This is a genomic window from Stenotrophomonas sp. SMYL89, from assembly GCF_036319985.1.
GTDB lineage: Bacteria > Pseudomonadota > Gammaproteobacteria > Xanthomonadales > Xanthomonadaceae > Stenotrophomonas > Stenotrophomonas maltophilia_Q.
Genome location: NZ_JAWIRW010000013.1, coordinates 65,589 through 87,490, shown reverse-complemented (window position 1 = coordinate 87,490; position 21,902 = coordinate 65,589). Strand labels below are relative to the sequence as shown.

At 68.0% G+C, this 21,902-nt stretch carries 21 protein-coding genes and 1 tRNA gene; 13 read left to right on the top strand and 9 right to left on the bottom strand.

The window, feature by feature from the left end; translation table 11 throughout:
* Nucleotides 1-145 precede the first annotated feature (145 nt).
* Together dapA and V3B41_RS15845 are read left to right on the top strand one after the other, a co-directional pair.
* Nucleotides 146-1,039, top strand: coding sequence for a 4-hydroxy-tetrahydrodipicolinate synthase (gene dapA / locus V3B41_RS15850; protein ID WP_049430670.1), 894 nt, complete (start codon nt 146-148; stop codon nt 1,037-1,039).
* Between the two features lie 32 nt (nt 1,040-1,071).
* Entirely contained in the window at nt 1,072-1,587 is a 516-nt protein-coding gene (locus tag V3B41_RS15845; protein WP_049430669.1) for a hypothetical protein, read from the top strand.
* A 171-nt stretch (nt 1,588-1,758) separates the two neighbouring features.
* Here the strand turns inward: V3B41_RS15845 and fdxA are convergent, their stop codons facing one another.
* The gene (gene fdxA / locus V3B41_RS15840; RefSeq protein WP_005409054.1) at nt 1,759-2,082 is read right to left on the bottom strand and encodes a ferredoxin FdxA; all 324 of its coding nucleotides are present in this window, start codon (nt 2,080-2,082) and stop codon (nt 1,759-1,761) included.
* Between the two features lie 193 nt (nt 2,083-2,275).
* Between fdxA and V3B41_RS15835 the strand changes: the two genes are divergently transcribed.
* Complete coding sequence (locus tag V3B41_RS15835) at nt 2,276-3,700, top strand: sugar porter family MFS transporter (protein WP_049430667.1); 1,425 nt, start codon at nt 2,276-2,278, stop codon at nt 3,698-3,700.
* 635 nt (nt 3,701-4,335) lie between these two features.
* Here the strand turns inward: V3B41_RS15835 and V3B41_RS15830 are convergent.
* Nucleotides 4,336-4,410: transfer RNA gene (locus V3B41_RS15830), tRNA-Glu, on the bottom strand.
* Between the two features lie 52 nt (nt 4,411-4,462).
* On the opposite strand from V3B41_RS15830, the gene pcnB reads away from it, so the two are divergent.
* From pcnB to pgi, 7 genes are all read left to right on the top strand, one after another.
* Nucleotides 4,463-5,842, top strand: a complete 1,380-nt coding sequence (gene pcnB, locus V3B41_RS15825; protein WP_049431734.1) for a polynucleotide adenylyltransferase PcnB — start codon at nt 4,463-4,465, stop codon at nt 5,840-5,842.
* Between the two features lie 3 nt (nt 5,843-5,845).
* Entirely contained in the window at nt 5,846-6,331 is a 486-nt protein-coding gene (gene folK / locus V3B41_RS15820) for a 2-amino-4-hydroxy-6-hydroxymethyldihydropteridine diphosphokinase (RefSeq protein ID WP_049431731.1), read from the top strand.
* A 34-nt stretch (nt 6,332-6,365) separates the two neighbouring features.
* Nucleotides 6,366-7,181: a 3-methyl-2-oxobutanoate hydroxymethyltransferase gene (gene panB, locus V3B41_RS15815; RefSeq protein WP_049423510.1), complete on the top strand. Its 816-nt coding sequence runs from the start codon at nt 6,366-6,368 to the stop codon at nt 7,179-7,181.
* Entirely contained in the window at nt 7,178-8,017 is an 840-nt protein-coding gene (gene panC / locus V3B41_RS15810; protein ID WP_049431728.1) for a pantoate--beta-alanine ligase, read from the top strand. The genes panB and panC overlap by 4 nt, the downstream gene beginning before the upstream one ends.
* Before the next feature lie 65 nt (nt 8,018-8,082).
* Complete coding sequence (locus V3B41_RS15805) at nt 8,083-8,580, top strand: hypothetical protein (protein ID WP_295545726.1); 498 nt, start codon at nt 8,083-8,085, stop codon at nt 8,578-8,580.
* Nucleotides 8,581-8,667: 87 nt separating this feature from the next.
* On the top strand, nt 8,668-9,048 hold the full coding sequence (panD, locus tag V3B41_RS15800; RefSeq protein WP_329861667.1) for an aspartate 1-decarboxylase: 381 nt from the start codon (nt 8,668-8,670) through the stop codon (nt 9,046-9,048).
* Nucleotides 9,045-10,559: a glucose-6-phosphate isomerase gene (pgi, locus tag V3B41_RS15795; protein WP_049431724.1), complete on the top strand. Its 1,515-nt coding sequence runs from the start codon at nt 9,045-9,047 to the stop codon at nt 10,557-10,559. The genes panD and pgi overlap by 4 nt, the downstream gene beginning before the upstream one ends.
* Nucleotides 10,560-10,637: 78 nt before the next feature.
* On the opposite strand, the gene V3B41_RS15790 is transcribed toward pgi, so the two are convergent.
* Together V3B41_RS15790 and V3B41_RS15785 are read right to left on the bottom strand one after the other, a co-directional pair.
* Nucleotides 10,638-11,201 (bottom strand): response regulator transcription factor, encoded by a 564-nt coding sequence (locus V3B41_RS15790; protein ID WP_005409063.1) that lies wholly within the window; start codon nt 11,199-11,201, stop codon nt 10,638-10,640.
* Nucleotides 11,198-12,424 carry an ATP-binding protein gene (locus V3B41_RS15785; protein ID WP_049431723.1) on the bottom strand — a complete coding sequence of 409 codons (1,227 nt, stop codon included), beginning with the start codon at nt 12,422-12,424 and terminating at the stop codon, nt 11,198-11,200. The genes V3B41_RS15790 and V3B41_RS15785 overlap by 4 nt, the downstream gene beginning before the upstream one ends.
* A gap of 114 nt (nt 12,425-12,538) precedes the next feature.
* On the opposite strand from V3B41_RS15785, the gene ispG reads away from it, so the two are divergent.
* From ispG to V3B41_RS15770, 3 genes are all read left to right on the top strand, one after another.
* Complete coding sequence (gene ispG, locus V3B41_RS15780; protein WP_100443619.1) at nt 12,539-13,804, top strand: flavodoxin-dependent (E)-4-hydroxy-3-methylbut-2-enyl-diphosphate synthase; 1,266 nt, start codon at nt 12,539-12,541, stop codon at nt 13,802-13,804.
* Nucleotides 13,785-14,534 (top strand): phosphatase PAP2 family protein, encoded by a 750-nt coding sequence (locus tag V3B41_RS15775; protein ID WP_049429316.1) that lies wholly within the window; start codon nt 13,785-13,787, stop codon nt 14,532-14,534. Before ispG ends, V3B41_RS15775 begins: the two co-directional genes overlap by 20 nt.
* Nucleotides 14,535-14,733: 199 nt before the next feature.
* The gene (locus V3B41_RS15770) at nt 14,734-15,381 is read left to right on the top strand and encodes a response regulator (RefSeq protein ID WP_005409067.1); all 648 of its coding nucleotides are present in this window, start codon (nt 14,734-14,736) and stop codon (nt 15,379-15,381) included.
* A 376-nt stretch (nt 15,382-15,757) separates the two neighbouring features.
* Here V3B41_RS15770 and eda read toward each other — a convergent pair whose 3' ends face one another.
* The 5 genes from eda to zwf form a co-directional block, all read right to left on the bottom strand.
* Complete coding sequence (gene eda, locus V3B41_RS15765) at nt 15,758-16,417, bottom strand: bifunctional 4-hydroxy-2-oxoglutarate aldolase/2-dehydro-3-deoxy-phosphogluconate aldolase (protein ID WP_049429315.1); 660 nt, start codon at nt 16,415-16,417, stop codon at nt 15,758-15,760.
* A gap of 205 nt (nt 16,418-16,622) precedes the next feature.
* Nucleotides 16,623-18,539 carry a phosphogluconate dehydratase gene (edd, locus tag V3B41_RS15760; RefSeq protein WP_049429314.1) on the bottom strand — a complete coding sequence of 639 codons (1,917 nt, stop codon included), beginning with the start codon at nt 18,537-18,539 and terminating at the stop codon, nt 16,623-16,625.
* A gap of 57 nt (nt 18,540-18,596) precedes the next feature.
* Nucleotides 18,597-19,319, bottom strand: coding sequence for a 6-phosphogluconolactonase (gene pgl, locus V3B41_RS15755; protein WP_049429313.1), 723 nt, complete (start codon nt 19,317-19,319; stop codon nt 18,597-18,599).
* Nucleotides 19,316-20,323, bottom strand: coding sequence for a glucokinase (glk, locus tag V3B41_RS15750; protein WP_049429312.1), 1,008 nt, complete (start codon nt 20,321-20,323; stop codon nt 19,316-19,318). The genes pgl and glk overlap by 4 nt, the downstream gene beginning before the upstream one ends.
* Nucleotides 20,320-21,756, bottom strand: coding sequence for a glucose-6-phosphate dehydrogenase (zwf, locus tag V3B41_RS15745; RefSeq protein ID WP_049429311.1), 1,437 nt, complete (start codon nt 21,754-21,756; stop codon nt 20,320-20,322). Before zwf ends, glk begins: the two co-directional genes overlap by 4 nt.
* Nucleotides 21,757-21,902: the final 146 nt, after the last annotated feature.

Genomic DNA, 21,902 nt, shown 5'->3' with positions numbered 1-21,902 from the left:
TGCGTTAGTCTGAATGCCCGCCAGAGGCGGGGATCCACCGGTGTCCAGCATACTTGCCCGTGCTTTCGCGCCGCAAGTAACATTCAGGTCGCCCCCGGCCTTTCGTGGCGGGCGTTTTCCCTTTCCAGCCAAGAGCAGCACGTCCTTGTCCCTTTCCGGCCTCATCACCGCGCTGGCGACCCCGTTCCGGGCCGACGGCGCCCTCGATCCCGACGGTTGGCAGCGCCTGCTGCACCTGCAACTGGAAGGTCGCGTCCACGGCGTTGTCGTTGCCGGATCGACCGGCGAAGCGGCAACGCTCACCGATGCCGAGTACGACCTGCTGCTTGCCAGCGCGGTCGAGCGCATCGGCGGCCGCATTCCGGTCATCGCCGGTACCGGCCTGTCGGGCACCGCCAAAACCATCGAACAGACCCGCCGCGCCGCTGCACTCGGTGCCAGCCACGCGCTGGTGGTCACCCCGCCATACGTGCGGCCGACCCAGGCCGGCCTGATCGCGCACTACAGAGCGGTGGCCGACCAGGGTGGGTTGCCGGTCGTGCTGTACAACGTGCCCGGCCGTACCGGTTGCGACATGCAGCCGGAGACCGTGGCCGAACTGGCCAGCCATCCCAACATCGTCGGCATCAAGGAGGCGGTGGGCGACACCGGCCGGGTGCAGGCGCTGCTGGCCCTGCGCAGCCCGCAGTTCGCCGTGCTCAGCGGTGACGACGGCACGGCGGCCCGGTCGATCCAGGCCGGTGTCGATGGCTTGATCTCGGTCGGTTCCAACGTGCTTCCGGGCGCCTACCGCCGGATGTGCGAGCTGGCCGCCGCCCACGACCATGAAGCCACCGGGTCCTGGGACGCGCGCCTGCAGCCGTTCCATGACTTCTGCGGTGTCGAGCCGAACCCGATTCCGGTCAAGGCGCTGCTGCGCCGTATCGGCATCGGCCACGACCTGCGCCTGCCGCTGCTGCCGCTGTCGGCGCCGCACCATGCGGCTGCCGACCATCTTGCCGGCGACATCGCCGCCCTCGAAGCCCTTTCCAGCCACTGACCTTTCGTCTTGGTCTGACCCAGGAGATTCACATGCGTCAATCCGTTTCCACTGTCCGCGTGCTGTCCTACGCCCTGCTTGCTGTAGCTGTTGCGGCCGGCACCACCGGTTGCTTCAAGCGTGGCGTCAAGGGCGACTACGCCCTGGCCCCGGAAATGCGCCCGCTGGAAGTTCCGCCGGACCTGAACCTGCCGGCCACGACCGGTGACAACAAGGTGCCGGCGCTGGTTTCGGCCACCAAGCCGGCAGCGCCGGCGGCCGCGGCTCCGGCCGTTGGCAACACCGGCTTCACCATTGCCGGTGGCAAGGATGAGGCCTTCGCCAAGGTCGGTACCGCGCTGGAAGGCGTGCAGGGCGTGACCATCGCCAGCCGCGCCCAGCTGCTCGGCTCTTACGACGTGGCCTACGAAGGCAGCAACTTCCTGGTCCGCGTGGTCGCCGTCGATGCCGGTGCCTACATCTCCGCGGTCGACCCGCGTGGCCTGCCGGCCACCGCCGAAGCGCCGGTGAAGCTGATCGCCGCGCTGAAGGCGAAGCTGGCGCAGTAAGGGCCAGCCAGCTCGCTGGGTGTGGGCGTGGGCCCGCCGCTGATTGGCTGCGGCGCGGGCGTGGCCCGGTGAGCGTGAAGCGCGGCCCAGGATCCGCCGGGCATGGCCCGGCGCTACCGGAAATGGAAAAGGGCGCCCAAGGCGCCCTTTTTCGTTGCTGTTGCTTGCGCCTCAGCGCTCCAGCAGCTTCAGCTTGTCCGGCTTGCCATCCCATTCGCCGGCGTCGGCCGGCGGGTCCTTGCGCACGGTCAGCACCGGCCATTCTTTCGCCAGTTCGGCGTTGAGGGCGACGAAGCCTTCCTGGCCGGCGGGGACATCGTCCTCCGGGAAGATCGCATTGACCGGGCACTCCGGCTCGCAGAGGGTGCAGTCGATGCACTCATCCGGGTCGATCACCAGGAAGTTCGGGCCTTCGTGGAAGCAATCCACGGGGCACACTTCCACGCAATCGGTGTGTTTGCACTTGATGCAGTTTTCGGTGACGACAAAGGGCATGGGCTGGAGGTGGATCGATTCCTGAACCCGCCAATTCTAGAACAGGTTGGCCCCCGGTGTCGGCGCAGGGCGGAAATCGGGCGTCTGGCAGGCGCGGCCGTGGTGGTCATTGGCGGCAGGGCAGGGCCTGTGCGACGCTGCGGGGCGATCGGTCACCCATCGTGGCCGGATTCCCTTCCCAGCAGGATCGTCCATGTCCCAAGCCCAGCCCGGCACCGCGCCCCACGGCGGTGAGAACACTGCATTCATCGTCCTGATCAGCTGCGTGGCCACCCTTGGTGGATTCCTGTTCGGCTTCGACAGTGGTGTCATCAATGGCACGGTCGACGGCCTTCGCCAGGCCTTCAACTCCAGCGAGGCGGCGCTCGGTTTTGAAGTCGCTTCGATGCTGCTGGGGTGCGCGATCGGTGCCTTCCTGGCCGGCTGGCTGGGGGATCGCCTGGGCCGTCGTGGCGTGCTGATCGTGTCGGCACTGATGTTCCTGGTGTCGGCGCTGGGCGCCGGTGCTGCCCACGCCTCCTGGCTGTTCATTGCTGCACGCGTGCTGGGCGGCTTCGCGGTGGGGGCGGCCAGCGTGATGTCGCCGGCCTACATCGCGGAGGTGGCCTCGGCGCGCTATCGCGGGCGTCTGGCCACTGTGCAGCAGATGGCGATCATCTGCGGCCTGTTCGCGGCGTTCCTCAGCAACTACCTGCTGGCCCGTGCAGCCGGGGCCTCGACCGAGCCGTTGTGGCTGGGCCAGGAGGCCTGGCGCTGGATGTTCTGGATGCAGGCGCTGCCCTCGGGGCTGTTCCTGCTGCTGTTGCTGGTGATTCCCGAAAGTCCGCGCTTCCTGGTCGTGAAGGGGCGCCCGGAGCAGGCGAGGGCGGTGCTGTCGCGCCTGTATGGTGAGGGCACGGCCGCGACCAAGCTGGCCGAGATCGAGGCCAGCCTGGCCCAGGACCAGCACAAGCCGCGCTTCGCCGACCTGCACGACAAGGTCACCGGCAAGCTGCGCCCGATCCTCTGGGTCGGCATCGGCCTGGCGATGTTCCAGCAGCTGGTCGGCATCAACGTGGTGTTCTACTACGGCGCAGTGCTGTGGCAGGCGGTCGGCTTCTCGGAAAGCGACGCGCTGTTGATCAACGTGCTGTCCGGTGCGCTGAGCATCGGCGCCTGCCTGCTGACGGTGCTGTTGATCGACCGCATCGGGCGCAAGCCGCTGCTGTGGATCGGCTCGGTCGGCATGTCGGTGGCGCTGGTGCTGATGGTGGTGGCCTTCGCCAGCGGCAGCCTGGCCTACGGTCGCCTGCAGCTGTCCGACGGCATGGGCCGGCTGGCGCTGGTCGCGGCCAATGTCTACGTGGTGTTCTTCAACATGTCCTGGGGCCCGGTGATGTGGGTGATGCTGGGCGAGATGTTCCCGAACCAGATCCGCGGCCCGGCGTTGGCCGTTGCCGGTGCGGCGCAGTGGACCTCGAATTTCGCGATCACCGTGACCTTCCCGATGCTGCTGGCCGGCATCGGGCTGGCCGGCGCCTATGGCATCTATACGGTGGCGGCCATCCTCTCGATCGTCTTCGTGGTCCGCTACGTGCGCGAGACCAAGGGCAAGGAGCTGGAGCAGATGGAAGGCTGACGGCGACTGGCTTCGGTTGCATTCCGTTGGCGCCTGCCTGTCCAGAGTGTGAGGGGGCAGGCCGCCCTCTCCAGGACACGCAAAAGCCCATCCATGGTGCTCGATGGCACCTTGCTCGCGTGCGCTGTCCTGCGCACGCGGCAAGACCAGGGTTGGGCTCCTGCCCAACCCGTCGGGCGCATGCGCCCAACCCATGGCGCCAACGGTCCCGGCTTGAGCTGCCCCGCCTTCGCGTCAGGCATTGCGGTTCTGGCGGACGCAGGTCTGCGCGTCGGGATTGAATTGGCTGCGGAGGGGCGAAGCTGTTCGTGCCGCCTTCGCGGGAAACTGTCAGGAGGGGGGGGGGGGGGGGGGGGGGGGGGGGGGGGGGGGGGGGGGGGGGGGGGGGGGGGGGGCGGGGGGGGGGGGGGGGGGTGGGGGGGGGCGGGGCGGGCCACCCTGGCCTGGACCGTTGGCGCCATGGATGGCGCCATCGAGCACCATGGATGGGCTTTTGCGTGTCCAGGCCAGGGTGGCCCGCCCCCTCAAACGCAGGAACAGGCAGGCGCCACAGCGATCAATCTTCTGGAGTCGCAAACCCGGAAAACAGAAAAGCCCGCGCGAGGGCGGGCTTTTTCGGTTCCTACTGCGGCGACTGGCGCTCCCTAGGGGACTCGAACCCCTGTTTTAGCCTTGAGAGGGCCACGTCCTAACCACTAGACGAAGGGAGCGTAACTGTGTCGCTGCCGAGGCAGGAGCGCTAGTATATGCACCTCGATGCCATTGGGCAATCCCGAAACTTCAACCGGAAGCGCCAACATCATTTCCTCTGCTACATCACCGTTCAGCCTGCGCGTCATCCCGCGCGACCAGCACACGATCTCCCGCAAGGACATCAGCCCGAACGCCCTGCGCGTGCTTTATCGCCTGCGCGATGCCGGCTTCGGCGCCTACCTTGTCGGCGGCGCGGTGCGCGACCTGCTGGTCAATGGCCAACCCAAGGATTTCGACGTGGCCACCGACGCCACGCCCGAACAGGTCAAGCAGCTGTTCCGCAACTGCCGCCTGATCGGCCGCCGGTTCCGCCTCGCCCACGTTGTGTTCGGCCGCGAGATCATCGAAGTCGCCACCTTCCGCGCCAACAGCGATGACGGCAGCGGCGACCGCGAGATGGAAAACGGCATGCTCGTGCGCGACAACGTGTACGGCACCATCGAAGACGACGCCATCCGCCGCGACTTCACCTGCAACGCCCTGTACTACGCCATCGAGGACTTCTCGGTGCGTGACTACACCGGCGGCTTCGAAGACGTGCAGGCGCGCCTGATGAAACTCATCGGCGACCCGGTACAGCGCTACCAGGAAGACCCGGTACGCATGCTGCGCGCCGTGCGCCTGGCGGCCAAGCTCGGCTTCCAGATCGAAGAGGGCACCGCCGCGCCGATCCCGCAGCTGGCCGGCCTGCTCAACGAAGCCGCGCCGGCACGCCTGTTCGAGGAAGTGCTGAAGCTGTTCCTGTCCGGGCACGGCGTGGCCAGCTTCGAAGGCCTGGAGCGTTACGGCCTGCTCGACGTGCTGTTCCCGGAAAGTGCCAAGGCGCTGAAGTCCAACCGCACCGGCGCGCTGCGCCGCATGCTGGTCGAGGGCCTGGCCAACACCGATGCGCGCGTGGCCAACGACGAGCCGGTCTCGCCCGCGTTCCTGTTCGCGCTGCTGCTGTGGCCGGCGTTCTGCCGCGCGCAGGCGACCCTGCTCAAGCAGGGCGTGGCACCGGAGGAGGCGCAGCGTCGTGCTGCCGACCGTGTGACCGTACAGCAGCTGAGCACCATCGCATTGCCGCGCCGCTTCTCGCTGCCGATGCAGGAAATCTGGCTGCTGCAGTCGCGCTTCGGCTCGCGCCAGCGCAAGCGCGTATTCCGTACGCTCACGCACCCGCGCTTCCGCGCCGCGTTCGACTTCCTCAGCCTGCGCCAGGTGGCCTCGGCCGAGCACGCTGCCGATGTTGAATTCTGGCGTGAGGCACAGGCCCAGTCCGGCCGCGAGCTGGAATCGTCGCTGGATGCGATGCACAGCGAAGAGGGCGATGACGAGAACGGAGCACCGCGCAAGCGGCGCCGTCGTCGTCGCCGTCCGGGTGCCTCGGCCGGTGCAGCTGGCGAATAAGCAATGACGCCTGCGTGGATCGGCCTCGGCGCCAACCTCGGCGATGCGGCCACGACTGTCGGCGCGGCGATCACCGCGCTGGACGGCCTGCCCGGGACACGCGTGCTGCAGGCCTCGCGCCTGTACGTAACGCCGGCCTGGGGCAATGAAGACCAGCCACCGTTCGTGAACGCGGTGGCCGCGGTCGAAACGTCACTGGCAGCCGATGAACTGCTGCAGGCGATGCTGGCGCTGGAGCAGCGCTTTGGTCGCGTGCGTGACGCGGCGGTGCACTGGGGGCCGCGCGCGCTGGACCTGGACCTGCTGCTGTATGGCGCGCAGGTGCTCGACCAGCCCGGCCTGCAGGTACCGCACCCTTACATGCACGAGCGTGCCTTCGTGTTGGTGCCGCTGGCCGAAATCGCGCCGGATCTGGCCATTCCCGGGCATGGCCGCGTGCGGGATGCAGTGATGCGGGTGGATGCCTGCGGGATCGCGCCGATAGGGTGATAATGCCCGGGTTATCTCCCCCGGTTATCAGCACATGAGCACCCACGCAGACAGCAAGCCCTGGACCGTTCCCGCCCTGGCCGAGGCCAAGCGCAACGGCCAGAAGCTGGTCATGTTGACCGCCTACGACGCTGGCTTCGCCCGCACCTTCGATGCCAATGGCATCGACCTGATCCTGATCGGCGATTCGCTGGGCATGGTCGTGCAGGGCCATGATTCGACCCTGCCGGTGACTGTGGCCGACATGGTCTACCACACCCGCGCCGTGGCCCGCGTGCTGCAGCGCGCGCTGCTGGTGGCCGACCTGCCGTTCGGTGCCGATGCCACCCCGGAACGCGCGCTGGATGCCTCGCTGCAGCTGCTGCAGGCCGGTGCCGAGATGGTCAAGATCGAAGGTGCCGGCTTCAAGGTCGACATCATCCGCTACCTGGTCGAGCGCGAGATTCCGGTCTGCGCCCATCTGGGCCTGACCCCGCAGTCGGTATTGCGCCTGGGCGGCTTCAAGATCCAGGGCCGTGGCGATGCCGCGCGCCAGCTGGTGGAAGATGCCAGGGCGGTGGCCGCCGCCGGCGCCAGCATCATGGTGCTCGAATGCGTGCCGACCCCGGTCGCTGCGGAAGTGACCGCGGCGGTGGATGTGCCGACCATCGGCATCGGTGCCGGCCCGCAGTGCGACGGCCAGGTGCTGGTGCTGCACGATTTCCTCGGCCTGGACAGTGGCCATCGCCGCCCCAAGTTCGTCAAGGATTTCCTTGCCGAAGGCGGCTCGGTGGCCGGTGCCACCCGCGCCTATGCCGACGCCGTGCGCGACGGCAGCTTCCCCGACGAACAGCACGCCTACGCTCAATGATCCAGACCTTCAACGAGCTCGGCGCGCTGCGCGGGCAGATCGCCCAGTGGAAGCGCGAAGGCCTGCGCGTGGCGCTGGTGCCGACCATGGGCAATCTGCACGGTGGCCACCATTCGCTGGTGACCCTGGCCCGCCAGTACGCCGACAGGGTGGTGGCGAGCATCTTCGTCAACCCGACCCAGTTCGGGCCGAACGAAGACTTCAACCGCTACCCGCGCACGCCCGAGGCCGACGTGGCCGGGCTGGAGCAGGTCGGCTGCGACGCGGTGTGGTTGCCCAGCGTCGAGGCCATGTACCCGCTGGGCGTGGACAAGACCACGCAGATGCACACGCCGGGCGTGAGCGAGGTGCTGGAAGGCGCCAGCCGCCCGGGCCACTTCGATGGCGTCTGCACGGTGGTGGCGCGCCTGTTCCTGCAGGTGCAGCCGGATGTGGCCGTGTTCGGCCGCAAGGACTACCAGCAGCTGGCCGTGATCAGGCAGATGGTGGCTGAGCTGTCGTTCCCCATCCAGATCGTCGGCGCCGAGATCGTGCGCGACGAGGACGGCCTGGCCAAGAGTTCCCGCAACCAGTACCTCAGCGCAGAACAGCGCCCGGTTGCGACGACCATCCACCGCACGCTGCTGGGCATGCGCGAAGGCTACGTGGCCGGGTACACGCGGGCGCAGATCGAGGCCGACGCCACGGCCGCGCTGCAGGCAGCTGGTTTCCAGGTCGACTACGCGGTGCTGCGCACGCCCGAACTGGCTGAGCCGACCTTCGATGGCGGCGGCCGCGTGGCGCTGATCGCCGCGCGCCTGGGCACGACGCGCCTGATCGACAACCTGGAATTCTGAGCCGCACCTGGCTCCTGGGCGCCCCGCGGGGCGCCTCTCACCATCCCACGGACGGGAGACTGGAAATGAAGGAACCGGACACTGACGCGGGCCGCCTCGCCCAGGCCTCGATCCTGGCGGTGCTGGCGGCCGGCATGCTGCCGGCCCAGCTGTTTGGCGGCCTGTTGTTCGCGCTTGAATTCAGGCGTACGCCGATGCCTGCGCTCACCGGTGGGGGGCTGATGTTCGTGCTGGCAGCCTGCAATGCGATTGCCGTGCTGCTGCCGATGGCATTGATCCAGCAGTCTCAGCGACGCCTGCGCCGGGCCGGTTTCGTGCTGGCCGGCTTTGGCCTTGGCGCGCTGGCGATGGCCACCTGCGGCTGGCCGGGTGAAACCCAGGGCCCCCTGCTGCACCGCCTGCGCTATGTCGATACCTTCGATGTGATCAGCTACGCCTTGATGGTGCTGGCGGCGGGTGGCCTCGGCCTGGTTGCCGGGCTGGCCTTCCATGCGGTGTTCCGCCTCTGGCTGGAGGGTGCCTCCGGCCGCGCTCCGGCAATGCCGCCGGGCGAGGGCACCTGAACGGCCTTCAGCGTCCTGCCGCAGACCCCTGACGATGGCCAAGCGGGTGCTAGAATCCGCTCTTTCCTTTGCCGTTGCAGCGCCCCCATGCACCTGTCCCTGCTCAAGACCAAGATCCACCGCGCCACCGTCACCCATTCCGAGCTGAACTACGAAGGCTCGATCGCCATCGATGACAACCTGCTGGCTGCCACCGGCATCCGCGAGTTCGAGCAGGTGCACATCTGGGACGTGACCAACGGTGCGCGCTTCTCGACCTATGCCATCCGCGCCGAAGCCGGCAGCGGCGTTGTCTCGCTCAACGGTGGCGCCGCGCGCCACGTGCAGGTCGGTGACATCATCATCATCGCCGCGTTCGCCAGCATGACCGAGCAGGAAGCCGACATCTTCAAGCCGAAGCTGGTGTACGTTGATGGCAAGAACCAGATCACCCACACCAACGACACGATCCCGACCCAGGCCGCATGACAACGAACAACGGATTCGACTCGCTGCATTCCCACGCCCAGCGCCTGAAGGGCGCAAGCATCCCCAGCCTCCTCGCCGCCGAACCCGGCCGCGTGCAGGACCTGGCGCTGCGGGTCGGTCCGTTGTACGTCAACTTCGCCCGGCAGAAATACGATGCCGCGGCGTTGCAGGCATTGCTGGCTTTGGCCGCCGAACGTGATGTCGGCGGTGCCATCACGCGCCTGTTCCGTGGTGAGCAGGTCAACCTGACCGAAGGTCGCGCCGCACTGCACACCGCACTGCGCGGCGACGTGGTCGATGCGCCGGTCGCGGCCGAGGCCTATGCCACCGCGCGCGAAATCCGCCAGCGCATGGGTGTGCTGGTGCGCGCGCTGGAAGACAGCGGCGTCACCGACGTGGTCAGCGTCGGCATCGGTGGTTCCGATCTCGGTCCGCGCCTGGTCGCCGATGCGCTGCGCCCGGTCAGCGGTGCGCGCCTGCGCGTGCATTTCGTGTCGAACGTGGACGGCGCCGCCATGCAGCGCACGCTGGCCACGCTGGATCCGGCCAGGACCGCCGGCATCCTCATTTCCAAGACCTTCGGCACCCAGGAAACCCTGCTCAACGGGCAGATCCTGCACGACTGGCTGGGTGGCAGCGAGCGCCTGTACGCGGTCAGCGCCAACCCCGAGCGTGCGGCCAAGGCCTTCGCCATCGCCGCCGATCGCGTGCTGCCGATGTGGGATTGGGTCGGTGGCCGTTATTCGTTGTGGTCGGCGGTTGGTTTCCCGATTGCGCTGGCCATCGGTTTCGAGCGTTTCGAGCAGCTGCTGGACGGCGCCGCGCAGATGGATGCGCACGCGCTGGACGCGCCGCTGGAGCGCAACCTGCCGGTGCTGCATGGCCTGACTGACATCTGGAACCGCAACGTGCTGGGCCATGCCACGCACGCGGTGATGACCTACGACCAGCGCCTGGCGCTGCTGCCGGCCTACCTGCAGCAGCTGGTGATGGAAAGCCTGGGCAAGCGCGTGCAGCGTGATGGCCAGCCGGTCACCACCGATACCGTGCCGGTGTGGTGGGGCGGGGCAGGTACCGACGTGCAGCACAGCTTCTTCCAGGCGCTGCACCAGGGCACCAGCGTCGTGCCGGCCGATTTCATCGGCTGCGTGCACAACGATGATCCGTACACGATCAATCACCAGGCGCTGCTGGCCAACCTGCTGGCGCAGACCGAAGCGCTGGCCAATGGCCAGAGCAGCGACGACCCGCACCGCGATTATCCGGGGGGGCGCCCGAGCACGCTGATCCTGCTCGACGCGCTGACCCCGCAGGCGCTGGGTGCGTTGATCGCCATGTACGAACACGCCGTGTACGTGCAGTCGGTGATCTGGAACATCAACGCCTTCGACCAGTTCGGTGTTGAACTGGGCAAGCAGCTGGCCAGCGGCCTGTTGCCGGCGCTGCAGGGCGAGGATGTGGCGGTAGCCGATCCGATGACCCGCGAGATCCTCGCGCAGCTGAAGCGCTGACGCCTCCTGTAGGGTCGAGCCATGCTCGACTCTACAATCCGGTAGCGCCGGGCCATGCCCGGCGGAGGCGACGCCGTGTCACCGGCTCGGGTCGCGTTCCGGGCTGGGTCGCTTGGCCAGCTTGCGCTGCAGCGAACGCCGGTGCATGCCGAGCAGGCGTGCGGCCGCTGATACGTTGCCTCCGGTTTCGTGCATCGCCTGCTGGATGTGTTCCCACTGCAGGCGGCTGATCGGCGTCATCGCATCGGGCACTTCCATTTCGCCGTCGTCGGCCGGGCCGTCATCCTCCTCGCCCAGGGCGCGCAGGATCATCGGTACCGTGGCCGGCTTCGGCAGGTAGTCGTCGGCCCCGAGCTTGATCGCTTCCACCGCGGTGGCGATGCTGGCGTAGCCGGTCACCAGCAGGATCCGCATGTCCGCGCGCAGGGCGCGCAACGGTTGGATCAGTGCCAGGCCGGAGTCGCTGCCCAGCTTCAGGTCGATCAGGGCGAACGCCGGCGGGTGCTGGCGGGCCAATGCCAGCGCGCTGGCGGCATCCTGCGCGGTCTGGGTTTCAAGCCCCTTGCGGGCCAGGCTGCGCTGCAGGGTGCGCAGGTACAGTTCGTCGTCGTCGACCAGCAGGCCGAGGGTTGAGGCGCTCATGGGGTTTCCTCGCGTGGGGCCAGCGGCAGGCGGAAGCCGACGCGGCTGCCGGCCCCTTGGGCCGGGCGCATCCACATCTCGCCGTCGAGGCGTTCGATCGTGGCATGGGACAGGGCCAGGCCGACCCCCATGCCTTCACTCTTGCTGCTGCCGAACAGCTTGCCCGGCAGTACCGCGGCGCGCGCGTTGAAGCCGTGGCCGTAGTCGCGTACTTCGCCGATCAGATCGTCGCCTTCGATGCGCAGGTCCAGGTCCACGCGCGGCCGGCCGGCCTGTTCACCAGCATCGGCGGCATTGTTCAGCAGCACCATCAGCAGGTGGCCCACGCCCGGGTCCAGCGGCAACCGCAGCGGCGCATCGTCGTTGCGGTGCAGGTCGATGGTCGGGCGCACCAGCCGCCATTGCTCCAGCACCTGCTGGGCGCTGGAATGGCTGCGTCCGGGTGCATCGGCCGAGGCCGGTGCGGCCAGCGCCAGCACGCGCTCCCGGCACTGCACCAGCAGTTCGCGCAGCGTTTCCATGTCCTCGCGCACTTCCGGTTCTTCGCTGCGCTCGGCCACATCGTCGGCAAGCAGGGTCATGGTCGCAAGCGGTGTGTTCAGTTCATGGGCCACCGAGGCGGCATGAGTGGCCAGGGCGACGATGCCCTCGTTGCGTGCGAAGCGCTCGCGCAGGGCCGACAGTTCCAGTTCGCGCTGGCGCAGCGCAAGGGCCAGCCGGGTCGAGAAGGCCAGCACCACCGCTGCGGAGATCAGGAAGTTGGCGACCACGCCCCAGCGGTTGAGGTCCTGCGCGCGGAAGTAACCGTCCGGCAGCGGCTGGCCGAAGACGCCACTGCTGGCATAGCCGAGCAGGCAGGCCAGTGCCACCGCCAGCGCCCAGCGCAGGGGCAGGGCGAACGCAGCCAGCGCGATCAGGATCAGGAACAGCGAGCTGAACGGATTGGCCATGCCACCGCTCCAGCCGACCATCCAGGTCAGGATGATCACGTCCACCAGGATGTGGCCGAACGCGGTCAGGGGCGCGGTATCAGCCGCTTCCGGGCGCAGCTGGGTGTAGATGTTGAACAGGGTCAGTACGGCCACGCCGGCCCACAGTGGCAGCTGCGGCAACGGCAGGCCCAGCACCCAGGTGGCGACCAGGATGGTGGCGGCCTGGCCGCCCACGGCAAGCCAGCGCAGGCTGCACAGGGTACGGAGAAACGGGGCGTCGGGACCGGTCATGCACGCTCATCGTATGCGTTCACGGGCGAGCGTGCCTGCGACAATAGGCCGCAGCCGTGCCGCCGGCTGAATGCGAGTCACCCCGAATGCGGGGGCGGGCGGTAGAATGCGCCCATGCACGACGCCGTCACCCGCCCGACTCCGCCCTCCGATGCCACCTCCTGGCCCCGCCGCCAGACCCATGCCGTGCAGATCGGCGGGGTCACCGTAGGCGGGGGCAAGCCGGTGGTGGTGCAGTCGATGACCAATACCGACACTTCCGATGTCGCCTCCAGCGTGAAGCAGGTGGCCGAGCTGTGGCGTGCCGGTTCGGAGATGGTGCGGTTGACCGTCAACACCGTTGAAGCCGCTGCGGCGATTCCGCGCATCGTCGAGAAGCTGGCGATGATGGGTATCGATGTACCGCTGATCGGTGACTTCCACTACAACGGCCATCAGTTGCTGACCGCCGAGCCGGCGTGTGCCGAAGCGCTGGCCAAGTACCGCATCAACCCGGGCAACGTCGGCTTCGGCAAGAAGAAGGACCTGCAGTTCGCCCAGCTGATCGAGTTCGCGATCCGCTACAACAAGCCGGTGCGCATCGGCGCCAACTGGGGCTCGCTGGACCAGGCCCTGGCGGCGAAGCTGATGGACGAGAACAACCTGCGCGAACAGCCCTGGGACGCCGGCCGCGTGCTGCGCGAGGCGCTGATCCGCTCGGCGCTGGATTCGGCCGAGCAGGCAGTGGAGCTGGGCCTGCCGCGCGATCGCATCGTGCTGTCGGCCAAGGTCAGTGGCGTGCAGGAGCTGATCGCGGTGTACCGCGACCTGGCCCAGCGCTCCGACTTCGCCCTGCATCTGGGCCTGACCGAAGCGGGTATCGGCAGCAAGGGCATCGTGGCATCGTCCGCGGCGCTGAGCGTGCTGCTGCAGGAAGGCATCGGTGACACCATCCGCATCTCGCTGACCCCGGAACCGGGCCAGTCGCGCACGCAGGAAGTGATCGTCGCCCAGGAGCTGCTGCAGACCACCGGCCAGCGTGCCTTCACGCCGCTTGTCACGGCCTGCCCTGGTTGCGGCCGCACCACCTCCGAATTCTTCCAGGAGTTGGCCAAGGTGGTGCAGAACCACGTGCGCGAGAAGATGCCGCTGTGGAAGATCCACCACCCGGGTGCGGAAAACATGACCCTGGCGGTGATGGGCTGCATCGTCAACGGGCCGGGCGAGTCGCGTCACGCCAACATTGGCATCTCGCTGCCGGGCACGGGTGAGACGCCTGCGGCACCGGTATTCGTCGATGGCGAGAAGAAGGTGACCCTGCGCGGCGACAACATCGCCCAGGAGTTCGTCGCCCTGATCGACGATTACGTCGAACACAAATATGTCCGAAGCGCCGGATAAGCCTGCGATCCTCGCCGCACCGGAGTCCGCCTCCGGCTTCCGCCACTGGATGGCGCGCAACGCCTGGCGCCTGGTCCTGTTGTTCGGTGGCCTACTGCTGCCGTTGGCAGGCTTTGTTGCCCTGGCGGACGAAGTGCACGAGTTTGAATCGTTCCATTTCGACGCGCCCCTGCTGTGGCAGATGCATGGTCTGCATTCGCCGTGGCTGGACCGTTTCTTCGTGCTCATCTCGAAACTGGGCTACGAGTGGTTCCTGATCCCGGCCGACGTGCTGATCATCGGCGCGCTGCTGGGCTTCCGGCGCTGGCGCGAGGCGACCTTCGTCGCGGTCAGCTTCGTGGGATCGGCGCTGCTGAACATGGGCAGCAAGCAGTTCTTCCAGCGCCAGCGCCCCAGCCTGTGGGAATCGATTGCGCCGGAGTCGACGTTCAGCTTCCCCAGCGGGCACGCGATGGGCTCGATGACCCTGGCGGTGACCCTGGTGCTGCTGGCCTGGAACACCCGCTGGCGCTGGCCGGTCCTGATGCTGGCACCCGCGTTCAGCCTGCTGGTCAGCGTGTCGCGGGTCTACCTGGGGGTGCATTACCCCTCCGACATCCTGGCCGGATGGTGTGCCGCGCTGGTTTGGGTGGTAGGGTGCTATCTGGTCATGTTCAGTCGCCGGCACCCTTGGCGACGTCACGGCCCGCCGCCAGCGAAGGCCAGCGAAGCACCACCACAGGGGGTTTGACGTGGATGGCCCTTGAGGGACGTCTACGTGATAGATCAGTTGTTTCGTTGCAGCAGGTTCTGCAAGACAGGGGCAAGCACAACGCGCGGTTATGTGATGCGCAAGGCAGATCGCCGGCGCCACATTCCGGACGCGCTTGCAGGGTATCGGCACCCTGCCTAGCTTGACCTGCAATGGCCGCATTCGAAGAGGTACGTGAATGACGATTCGAGTCTACCTGGTGGATGACCACGCACTGGTCCGCACCGGTATGAAGATGATTCTGTCGGGGGAAACCGACATCGAGGTGGTGGGCGAAGCCGAGACCGGTGAGGACGCACTGCGCGAGGTCCGCCAGCTGTTGCCGGACGTGGTGCTGTGCGACCTGCATCTGCCGGGCGTGAGCGGCATGGAAGTGACCGAGCGCATCGTCCGCAGCCACCGCAATACCCGCGTGGTGATCGTGTCGGTACTGGAAGACGGCCCGCTGCCCAAGCGCCTGCTCGAAGCCGGCGCGGCCGGTTACATCGGCAAGGGCTGCGATGCGCAGGAACTGCTGCGTGCGGTGCGTGATGTGGCGGCCGGTCGTCGCTACCTGGGCACCAGCATCGCGCAGAATCTGGCGCTGTCGACGGTGGAAGGCAATGGTTCGCCGTTCGACAACCTGTCGCCGCGCGAGCTTGAGGTGGCGCTGTTGCTGACCCAGGGCCTGCGCCAGGAAGACATCGCGCGGCGCCTGAGCCTGAGTGCGAAGACGGTCAACACGCACAAGGCGCGGCTGTTCGAGAAGATGGGGATCCACGACAACATCGCGTTGGCGCGGATGGCCAGCCAGTACGGGCTGGTGGATCCGGCACGGCCGCTGTAGGGGATTCGGCCAACGGCTGAGTCCCTCGCGGTGTGCGGCAGGATTCGTGTGGTTGGCCCTGCGGAGGGATTGCGCAGGGGATGCCGTGAATCCATCCCTGGAGGCTCGGGCGCGCCATCCATGGCGCTTACGCCCCTGCGCAATCCCTCCGCAGGGCCACGGACAGTTTCCGTGCGCGTCCACCGCGGAATGAAGAAGGAAGAGCAGGAGCGGGTCGCGGGGGGGGGGGGGGGGGGGGGGGGGGGGGGGGGGGGGAGGGGGGGCGGGGGGGGGGGGCACGCCCCCGCGCGGGTGAGTTGGGGCGCGCGGCGCCCGCAGGTGGTGGGGGTGGGGCGCCATAGCCCCCCGGGAATGGCACCCGACCCCGATCCTCTTGTCAGTGGCCGCGAACGCGCTTGATGATCTTCGCGGCGTCGGCGGCGCTGGCGCGCACCTTGTCCCATTCGCCGTCGGCGATCCAGTTGCCCGGCACCATCCACGAACCACCGATGCAGACCACGTTCTTCTGCTCAAGGTACTCGGCAGCGGTATTTTCGGTGATGCCACCGGTCGGGCACAGCTTGAGGTCGGCGACCGGGCCGGCCAGGCCCTTGATCATTGCCAGCCCGCCTACGGCCGTGGCCGGGAACAGCTTGCACACGCGGAAGCCGCGCGCGTAGAGCGACAGCAGCTCGGTCGGCGTGGCCGCGCCCGGTACCACCGGCAGCGGAGCAGCGGCCAGTGCATCAGCCAGCGCTGGCGGTGTGCCCGGGGTCACCAGGAAATCCGCACCCGCGTCGATGGACTGCTGCATCTGCTCCACAGTCAGCACCGTGCCCGCGCCCACCACTACATCCGGCAGCTCACGCTTGAGCATCGCCAGCGCTTCCATCGCCACCGGCGTCCGCAGCGTCAGCTCGATGGCCGGCAAACCACCTTCCAGCAGCGCCGCACTGACCGCCCGCGCCTGGTCCAGCGTATGAATCGTCACGACCGGCAGGATGCCCGCCGCATGCAACAGCTCCGCCGCCTTCACCTGATGTTGTTCGATACCCATGCTTTTGCCCTTGCCTTTGCTCTTCTTGATTCAGTGGCCGCAGCGCAGATGACGCGCCGGGAATTGTCCAAGGGCAGTAGAGCGCCCTGGCCGGGCCCGGGAGCGGCCTGGATGCCGCGATCGAGCCCCCATGGATGGGTTTACGGCGTGTCCCGGCCAGGGCGCTCTACTGCCCAGGCCGGGAAGCCTGCCGCGGCTTTTCGCTTCAGGCGTCCTTCGCCTCATGCGGCGCCGCCGCCGCGGCCGCATCGTGCCCCAGCTCATACTCCGCGTCGTAATCCCACGGCCCGCCATCGGCCGCCGCCGGCCCGCACGAAATCGAGATCGCCCCCTGGTCCGCCGGACCCACCACGCGACGGTTGATCGCGAACAGATTGCGGCCCAGATCATGCGCGGCCGGCGCGGTGTTCGGTGCCAGCGAACGTGCGGCCCATTCCGCCGCATCCACCAGCACTTCCAGCGTGCCAGCCTCGCCATCCAAGCGGATCATGTCGCCTTCGCGCACCTTGGCAAGCGGGCCACCACGCGCCGCTTCCGGCGTCACATGGATGGCCGCCGGGATCTTGCCCGAGGCGCCGGACAGGCGGCCGTCGGTGACCAGCGCCACGCGCCGGCCCTGGTTCTGCAGCAGGCCCAGCAGCGGCGCCAGCGAATGCAGTTCCGGCATGCCGTTGGCACGCGGGCCCTGGTAGCGCACCACCGCCACGAAATCCTGCGGCAGCAGGCCACCGGCGTGCAGCTTGTTCAACACCTGCGGTGCATCCACCACCACCGCCGGTGCTTCGATCGTGCGGTACTGCGGCTTCACCGCCGACAGCTTGATCAGCGACTTGCCCAGGTTGCCGCGCAGCAGGCGCAGGCCACCTTGGTGTTCGAACGGGTTGTCGACACCGCGCACCACTTCGTCATCGGCGCTGCGTTCCAGGCCTGGCAGGTAGACCAGCTGGCCGTCGCGCAGCTGCGGTTCGCGCGCGTAGTCGGCCATGCCGCCGCGCGCCACGCTCACGAGGTCGCCGTGCATCAGGCCGGCCTTGATCAGCTCGCCGAACACGAACGCCGGGCCGCCGGCCGCAGCGAAACGGTTCACGTCGGCATCGCCGTTCGGATAGACGCGGGCCAGCAGTGGGATCAGCTGCGACAGCTCGTCGAAATCGTCCCAGGTCAGCACGATGCCGGCGGCACGTGCCACCGCGATCCAATGGATGGTGTGGTTGGTCGAACCGCCGGTGGCCATCAGCGCGATGACCGCGTTGATGATCGCGCGCTCGTCGATGATGCGGCCCAGCGGACGGAAGTCATCGCCCAGCGCGGTGATGTCCAGCGCGCGTTCGGTGGCTTCGCGGGTCAGTGCATCGCGCAGCGGCGTGCCCGGGTTGACGAACGACGCACCCGGCAGCTGCACGCCCATCGCTTCCAGCAGTACCTGGTTGGAATTGGCGGTGCCGTAGAAGGTGCAGGTGCCGGCGCCGTGGTACGAGGCGGACTCGGCTTCCAGCAGTTCTTCGCGGGTGGCTTCGCCGGCAGCATAGCGCTCGCGGACTTCGGCTTTCTGCTTGTTCGGGATGCCCGGGGTCATCGGGCCGGCCGGCACGAACACCGCCGGCAGGTGGCCGAAGGCCAGCGCGCCGATCAGCAGGCCCGGCACGATCTTGTCGCACACGCCGAGGTAGACGGTGGTGTCGAACATGTCATGGCTGAGCCCGATGGCGGTCGCCTGTGCGATCACATCGCGCGAGAACAGCGACAGTTCCATGCCGCCACGGCCCTGGGTGACGCCGTCGCACATCGCCGGCACGCCGCCGGCCACCTGCGCGGTGGCGCCCAGTTCGCGGGCGATCTCGCGGATCTGCTCGGGATAGGTTTCGAACGGCTGGTGCGCCGACAGCATGTCGTTGTAGGCGGTGATGATGCCCAGGTTCGGCGTCACGCCACCGCGCAGGCGGCTCTTGTCGGTGCCGCCGCAGGCGGCGAATCCGTGGGCGAGGTTGCCGCAGCTCAGGCGGCTGCGGAACGGGCCCTCGCGCAGGGAGGCGTCGATCGCGGCCAGATAGGCGGCACGCGAGGCGGCGCTGCGGCGGATGACGCGCTCAGTGATGGCTTGCAGTTGCGGATGGAGGCTCATTGGCTACCGGCGTTCGTGGTGGCGAGAGGCAAGCGGCGGCATGCGCCGCCGCCGACATCAATCAGCCCAGTGGACGCGCAGGCGCGCGCCGTCCAGGTTGATCGCATTGAGGATCGGGTACTGCTGGGCGTTGTTGCTATCCAGCGCCTGGCGCAGCACCTGCAGCTTCTGCTTGCCGCGCAGCAGCAGCAGGCGCTGGCGGCACTGGCGCAGGCCGTGCGGGGTCAGCGTGATGCGCAGCGGCCACTGGTTCGCGCCCGGGCAGCCGGTGGCATCCAGCGCTGCGTAGGGCAGGGTGCTTTCCAGTGCACGGGCCAGGTCCTTCGAACCCGGGAACAGCGAGGCGGTGTGGCCGTCGTTGCCCATGCCAAGTGCCACCAGGCTCGGCGGTTGGCTGTGCTGGGCCTGCAGGTTGGCGGTGTAGACGCATTCCGGCAGCGGCTTGCCAATCCGCACAAGCGGATCGAAGTGGGCACCCTCGGCGCGCTTGAGCAGGTGTTCGCGCACCAGCCAGGCATTGCTGTCGCGATCCTGCGGCGACAGCCAGCGCTCGTCGGCCAGGCTCACTTCAACCCGGTCCCAGTGCACGTCCAGTTCGGCCAGCGCCTGATACACCGGTGCCGGCGTGGTGCCACCGGACAGCAGGATGCGCGCGCGGCCCACTTCATTGATGTCGTGGTTGAGGGTCTGCGCCATCTCGGCGGCTACCGCTTCGATCCAGCCATCGGCATCGCCGTGGTGGATGAAATCGATGCGGTCGTCGTGGAAGGTGGGGCTCATGCGGCAACTCCTGGTGCGTCACGTTCGGCGTCGGCGGCATAGGCAGCGGCGCCCAGCAGCCCGGCGTGAGGATGCATCACGGCCAGCGACGGAACCCGCGCCATGATCGAAGAGAACCGCCCCTTGTGTTCGAAGCGCTGGCGGAACCCGGAGTGCTGCAGTGAATCGAGCATCTTCGGGGTCAGTCCGCCGGTCAGGAACACGCCGTCCCAGGCGCCTTGGGTCAGTACCAGGTCGCCGGCAATGGCGCCGAACACCGCGCAGAACACATCGACGGTGCGCATTGCCTGCGGATCGCCATGCAGGGCGCGGGCGGTCACGTCCACCGGTTGCAGCTGGCCCGGATCGATGCCGGCCATCTCGCACACCGCGCGATGGATGTTGACCAGGCCGGGGCCGCAGATCAGCCGCTCGTTGGAGACGCGCCCGAACTGCTCGGAGAGGATCTCCAGGATGCGGATCTCTTCCGGAGTACCCGGTGGGAAGCTTACATGGCCGCCTTCGGTTTCCAGCGGATAGCAGCGGCCGTGACGCAGGATCAGACCACCGACACCGAGGCCGGTACCCGGCCCGATCACCGCGTAGTTGCGCGGTTGGCCCGGCTTGCCCGGCACCCAGGCGGCACCGCCCACCTGGACCACGTCGTCGGGTTGCAGCAGCGAGATCGCCATCGCCTGCGCGGCGAAGTCGTTGATCAGGTGCAGTTCGTTGAAGCCCAGCATTGCTGCGGTACGGCTGCGCGAGATCACCCACGGATGATTGGTGATGCGTGCCTCGTCGCCGTCGACACGCCCGGCAACCGCGAACACGCCGCGGCTTGCGGTGGCACCGATCTGTTCCAGGTGGTGGTGCGCGGCATCCCCCAGCGACGGGAACTCCGTCACTGCGTATTCGCGGATGCTCTCCTTCAGCAATGGCGCGTCCAGCGAGGTGTCGGCCAGGGCGAAGCGCGCATTGGTGCCACCGATGTCGGCGACCAGCACCGGCTGCGAGCTGGCACTCATGCCGAGGCTCCGCTGTCCGGTGCGTCCACGCCCTGCGGCAGGAACTCCGTTGCGTTGCTCGGGCCCCACTGGCCAGCGGGGTAGGGTTCGAGCGGCAGCTTGGCTGCCTTCCAGGCATCGGCCACGCTGTCGATCCACGCCCAGGCGGCACGCACTTCGTCGTCGCGCACGAACAGGGTGTGGTTGCCGTTGAAGGCGTCCAGGAACAGGCGTTCGTAGGCGATGCGGCGATGAAGGCCGGTCGGCACCGACAGTTCCAGTTCCAGCGGATGCAGTTCCAGCGCGCCCCATTCCGGGCCGGCCAGGCTGCTCATCAGGCCCAGTTCGATGTTCTCCTGCGGCTGCAGCTGGAATACCAGGCGGTTCGGCGCGGCCTGCGCACGCTGCGGGCGCTCGAACAGCCAGTGGGTGACCGGCTTCAGCGTGACCACCACGCGGGTGGTGCGTTCGGGCAGGCGCTTGCCGGTGACCAGGTGGAACGGCACGCCGCTCCAGCGCCAGTTGTCGATATGCGCGGTGACGCCGGCGAAGGTTTCCACGTCGCTGCCTTCCGGCGGCTGGTAGGCCTGGGCCGGCTGGCCGTTGATGCTGCCGGCGGTGTAGCGGCCACGGATGCTGTCACGCGCGGCGTGCCTGGCATCGAGCGGACGCAGCGCACGCAGTACCTTGACCTTTTCGTCGCGGATGCGGTCGGCTTCCAGCGAGGCAGGCGGCTCCATCGCCACCATGCACAGCAGCTGCAGGATATGGCTCTGCACCATGTCGCGCAGCGCACCGGAACGGGCGTAATAGGCATCGCGGCCATCCACGCCTTCACTCTCGGCCACCAGGATGTGCACCGATTCGATGTAGTTGCGGTTCCACACCGCTTCCAGCAGCGTGTTGCCGAAGCGCAGCGCGATCAGGTTCTGCACCGCCGCCTTGCCCAGGTAGTGGTCGAGGCGGAACACGCGGTCCTCGTCGATCCACTGGCCGATGGTGGAGATGATCTCCTCGGCGCTCTCGCTGTCGCTGCCGATCGGCTTCTCCAGCATCAGGCGTGCCGGTGCGGCAAGTGCGCCGCCCTTGGCCAGGCCTTCGCAGGTGGAGATGTACAGACCCGGCGGGATGGCCAGGTAGCTGACGCACTTGCGGTGCACCAGGTCGGAGACCGCGGCGGCAACCGAGTCGACGTCGCGCAGGTCCACCGAACGGTAGTCGATGCGGCGCAGCAGGGCACTGATGTCGTCCTGCGTGGCCATCGGCATGGCCTGCTGCAGGCGCGGGCGCAGGATGTCATGGAAGGCTTCGGTGTCATGCCCGGACAGGGCCAGTGCGCGGATGCGGAAGTCCTCCGGCAGCAGGCCGTCGCCAAGCAGGCGAAGCAGCGAAGGGAACAGGTAGCGCTGGGCCAGATCACCTGTGGCACCGAACAGGAAGAGGGTGTCGTGCATCGCTCGAGTTTCAGATCCGGGTGACATCGTTGTCAATCGCTTCATGGCTGGGTTCGGGGGACATCCGCGCAACTGCCTGTCCGAGGTTCGTCAGGGGCGATCTCCGGGGTAGCGGGAGACCGTTCCATTCGAAACCACTGCCCCGG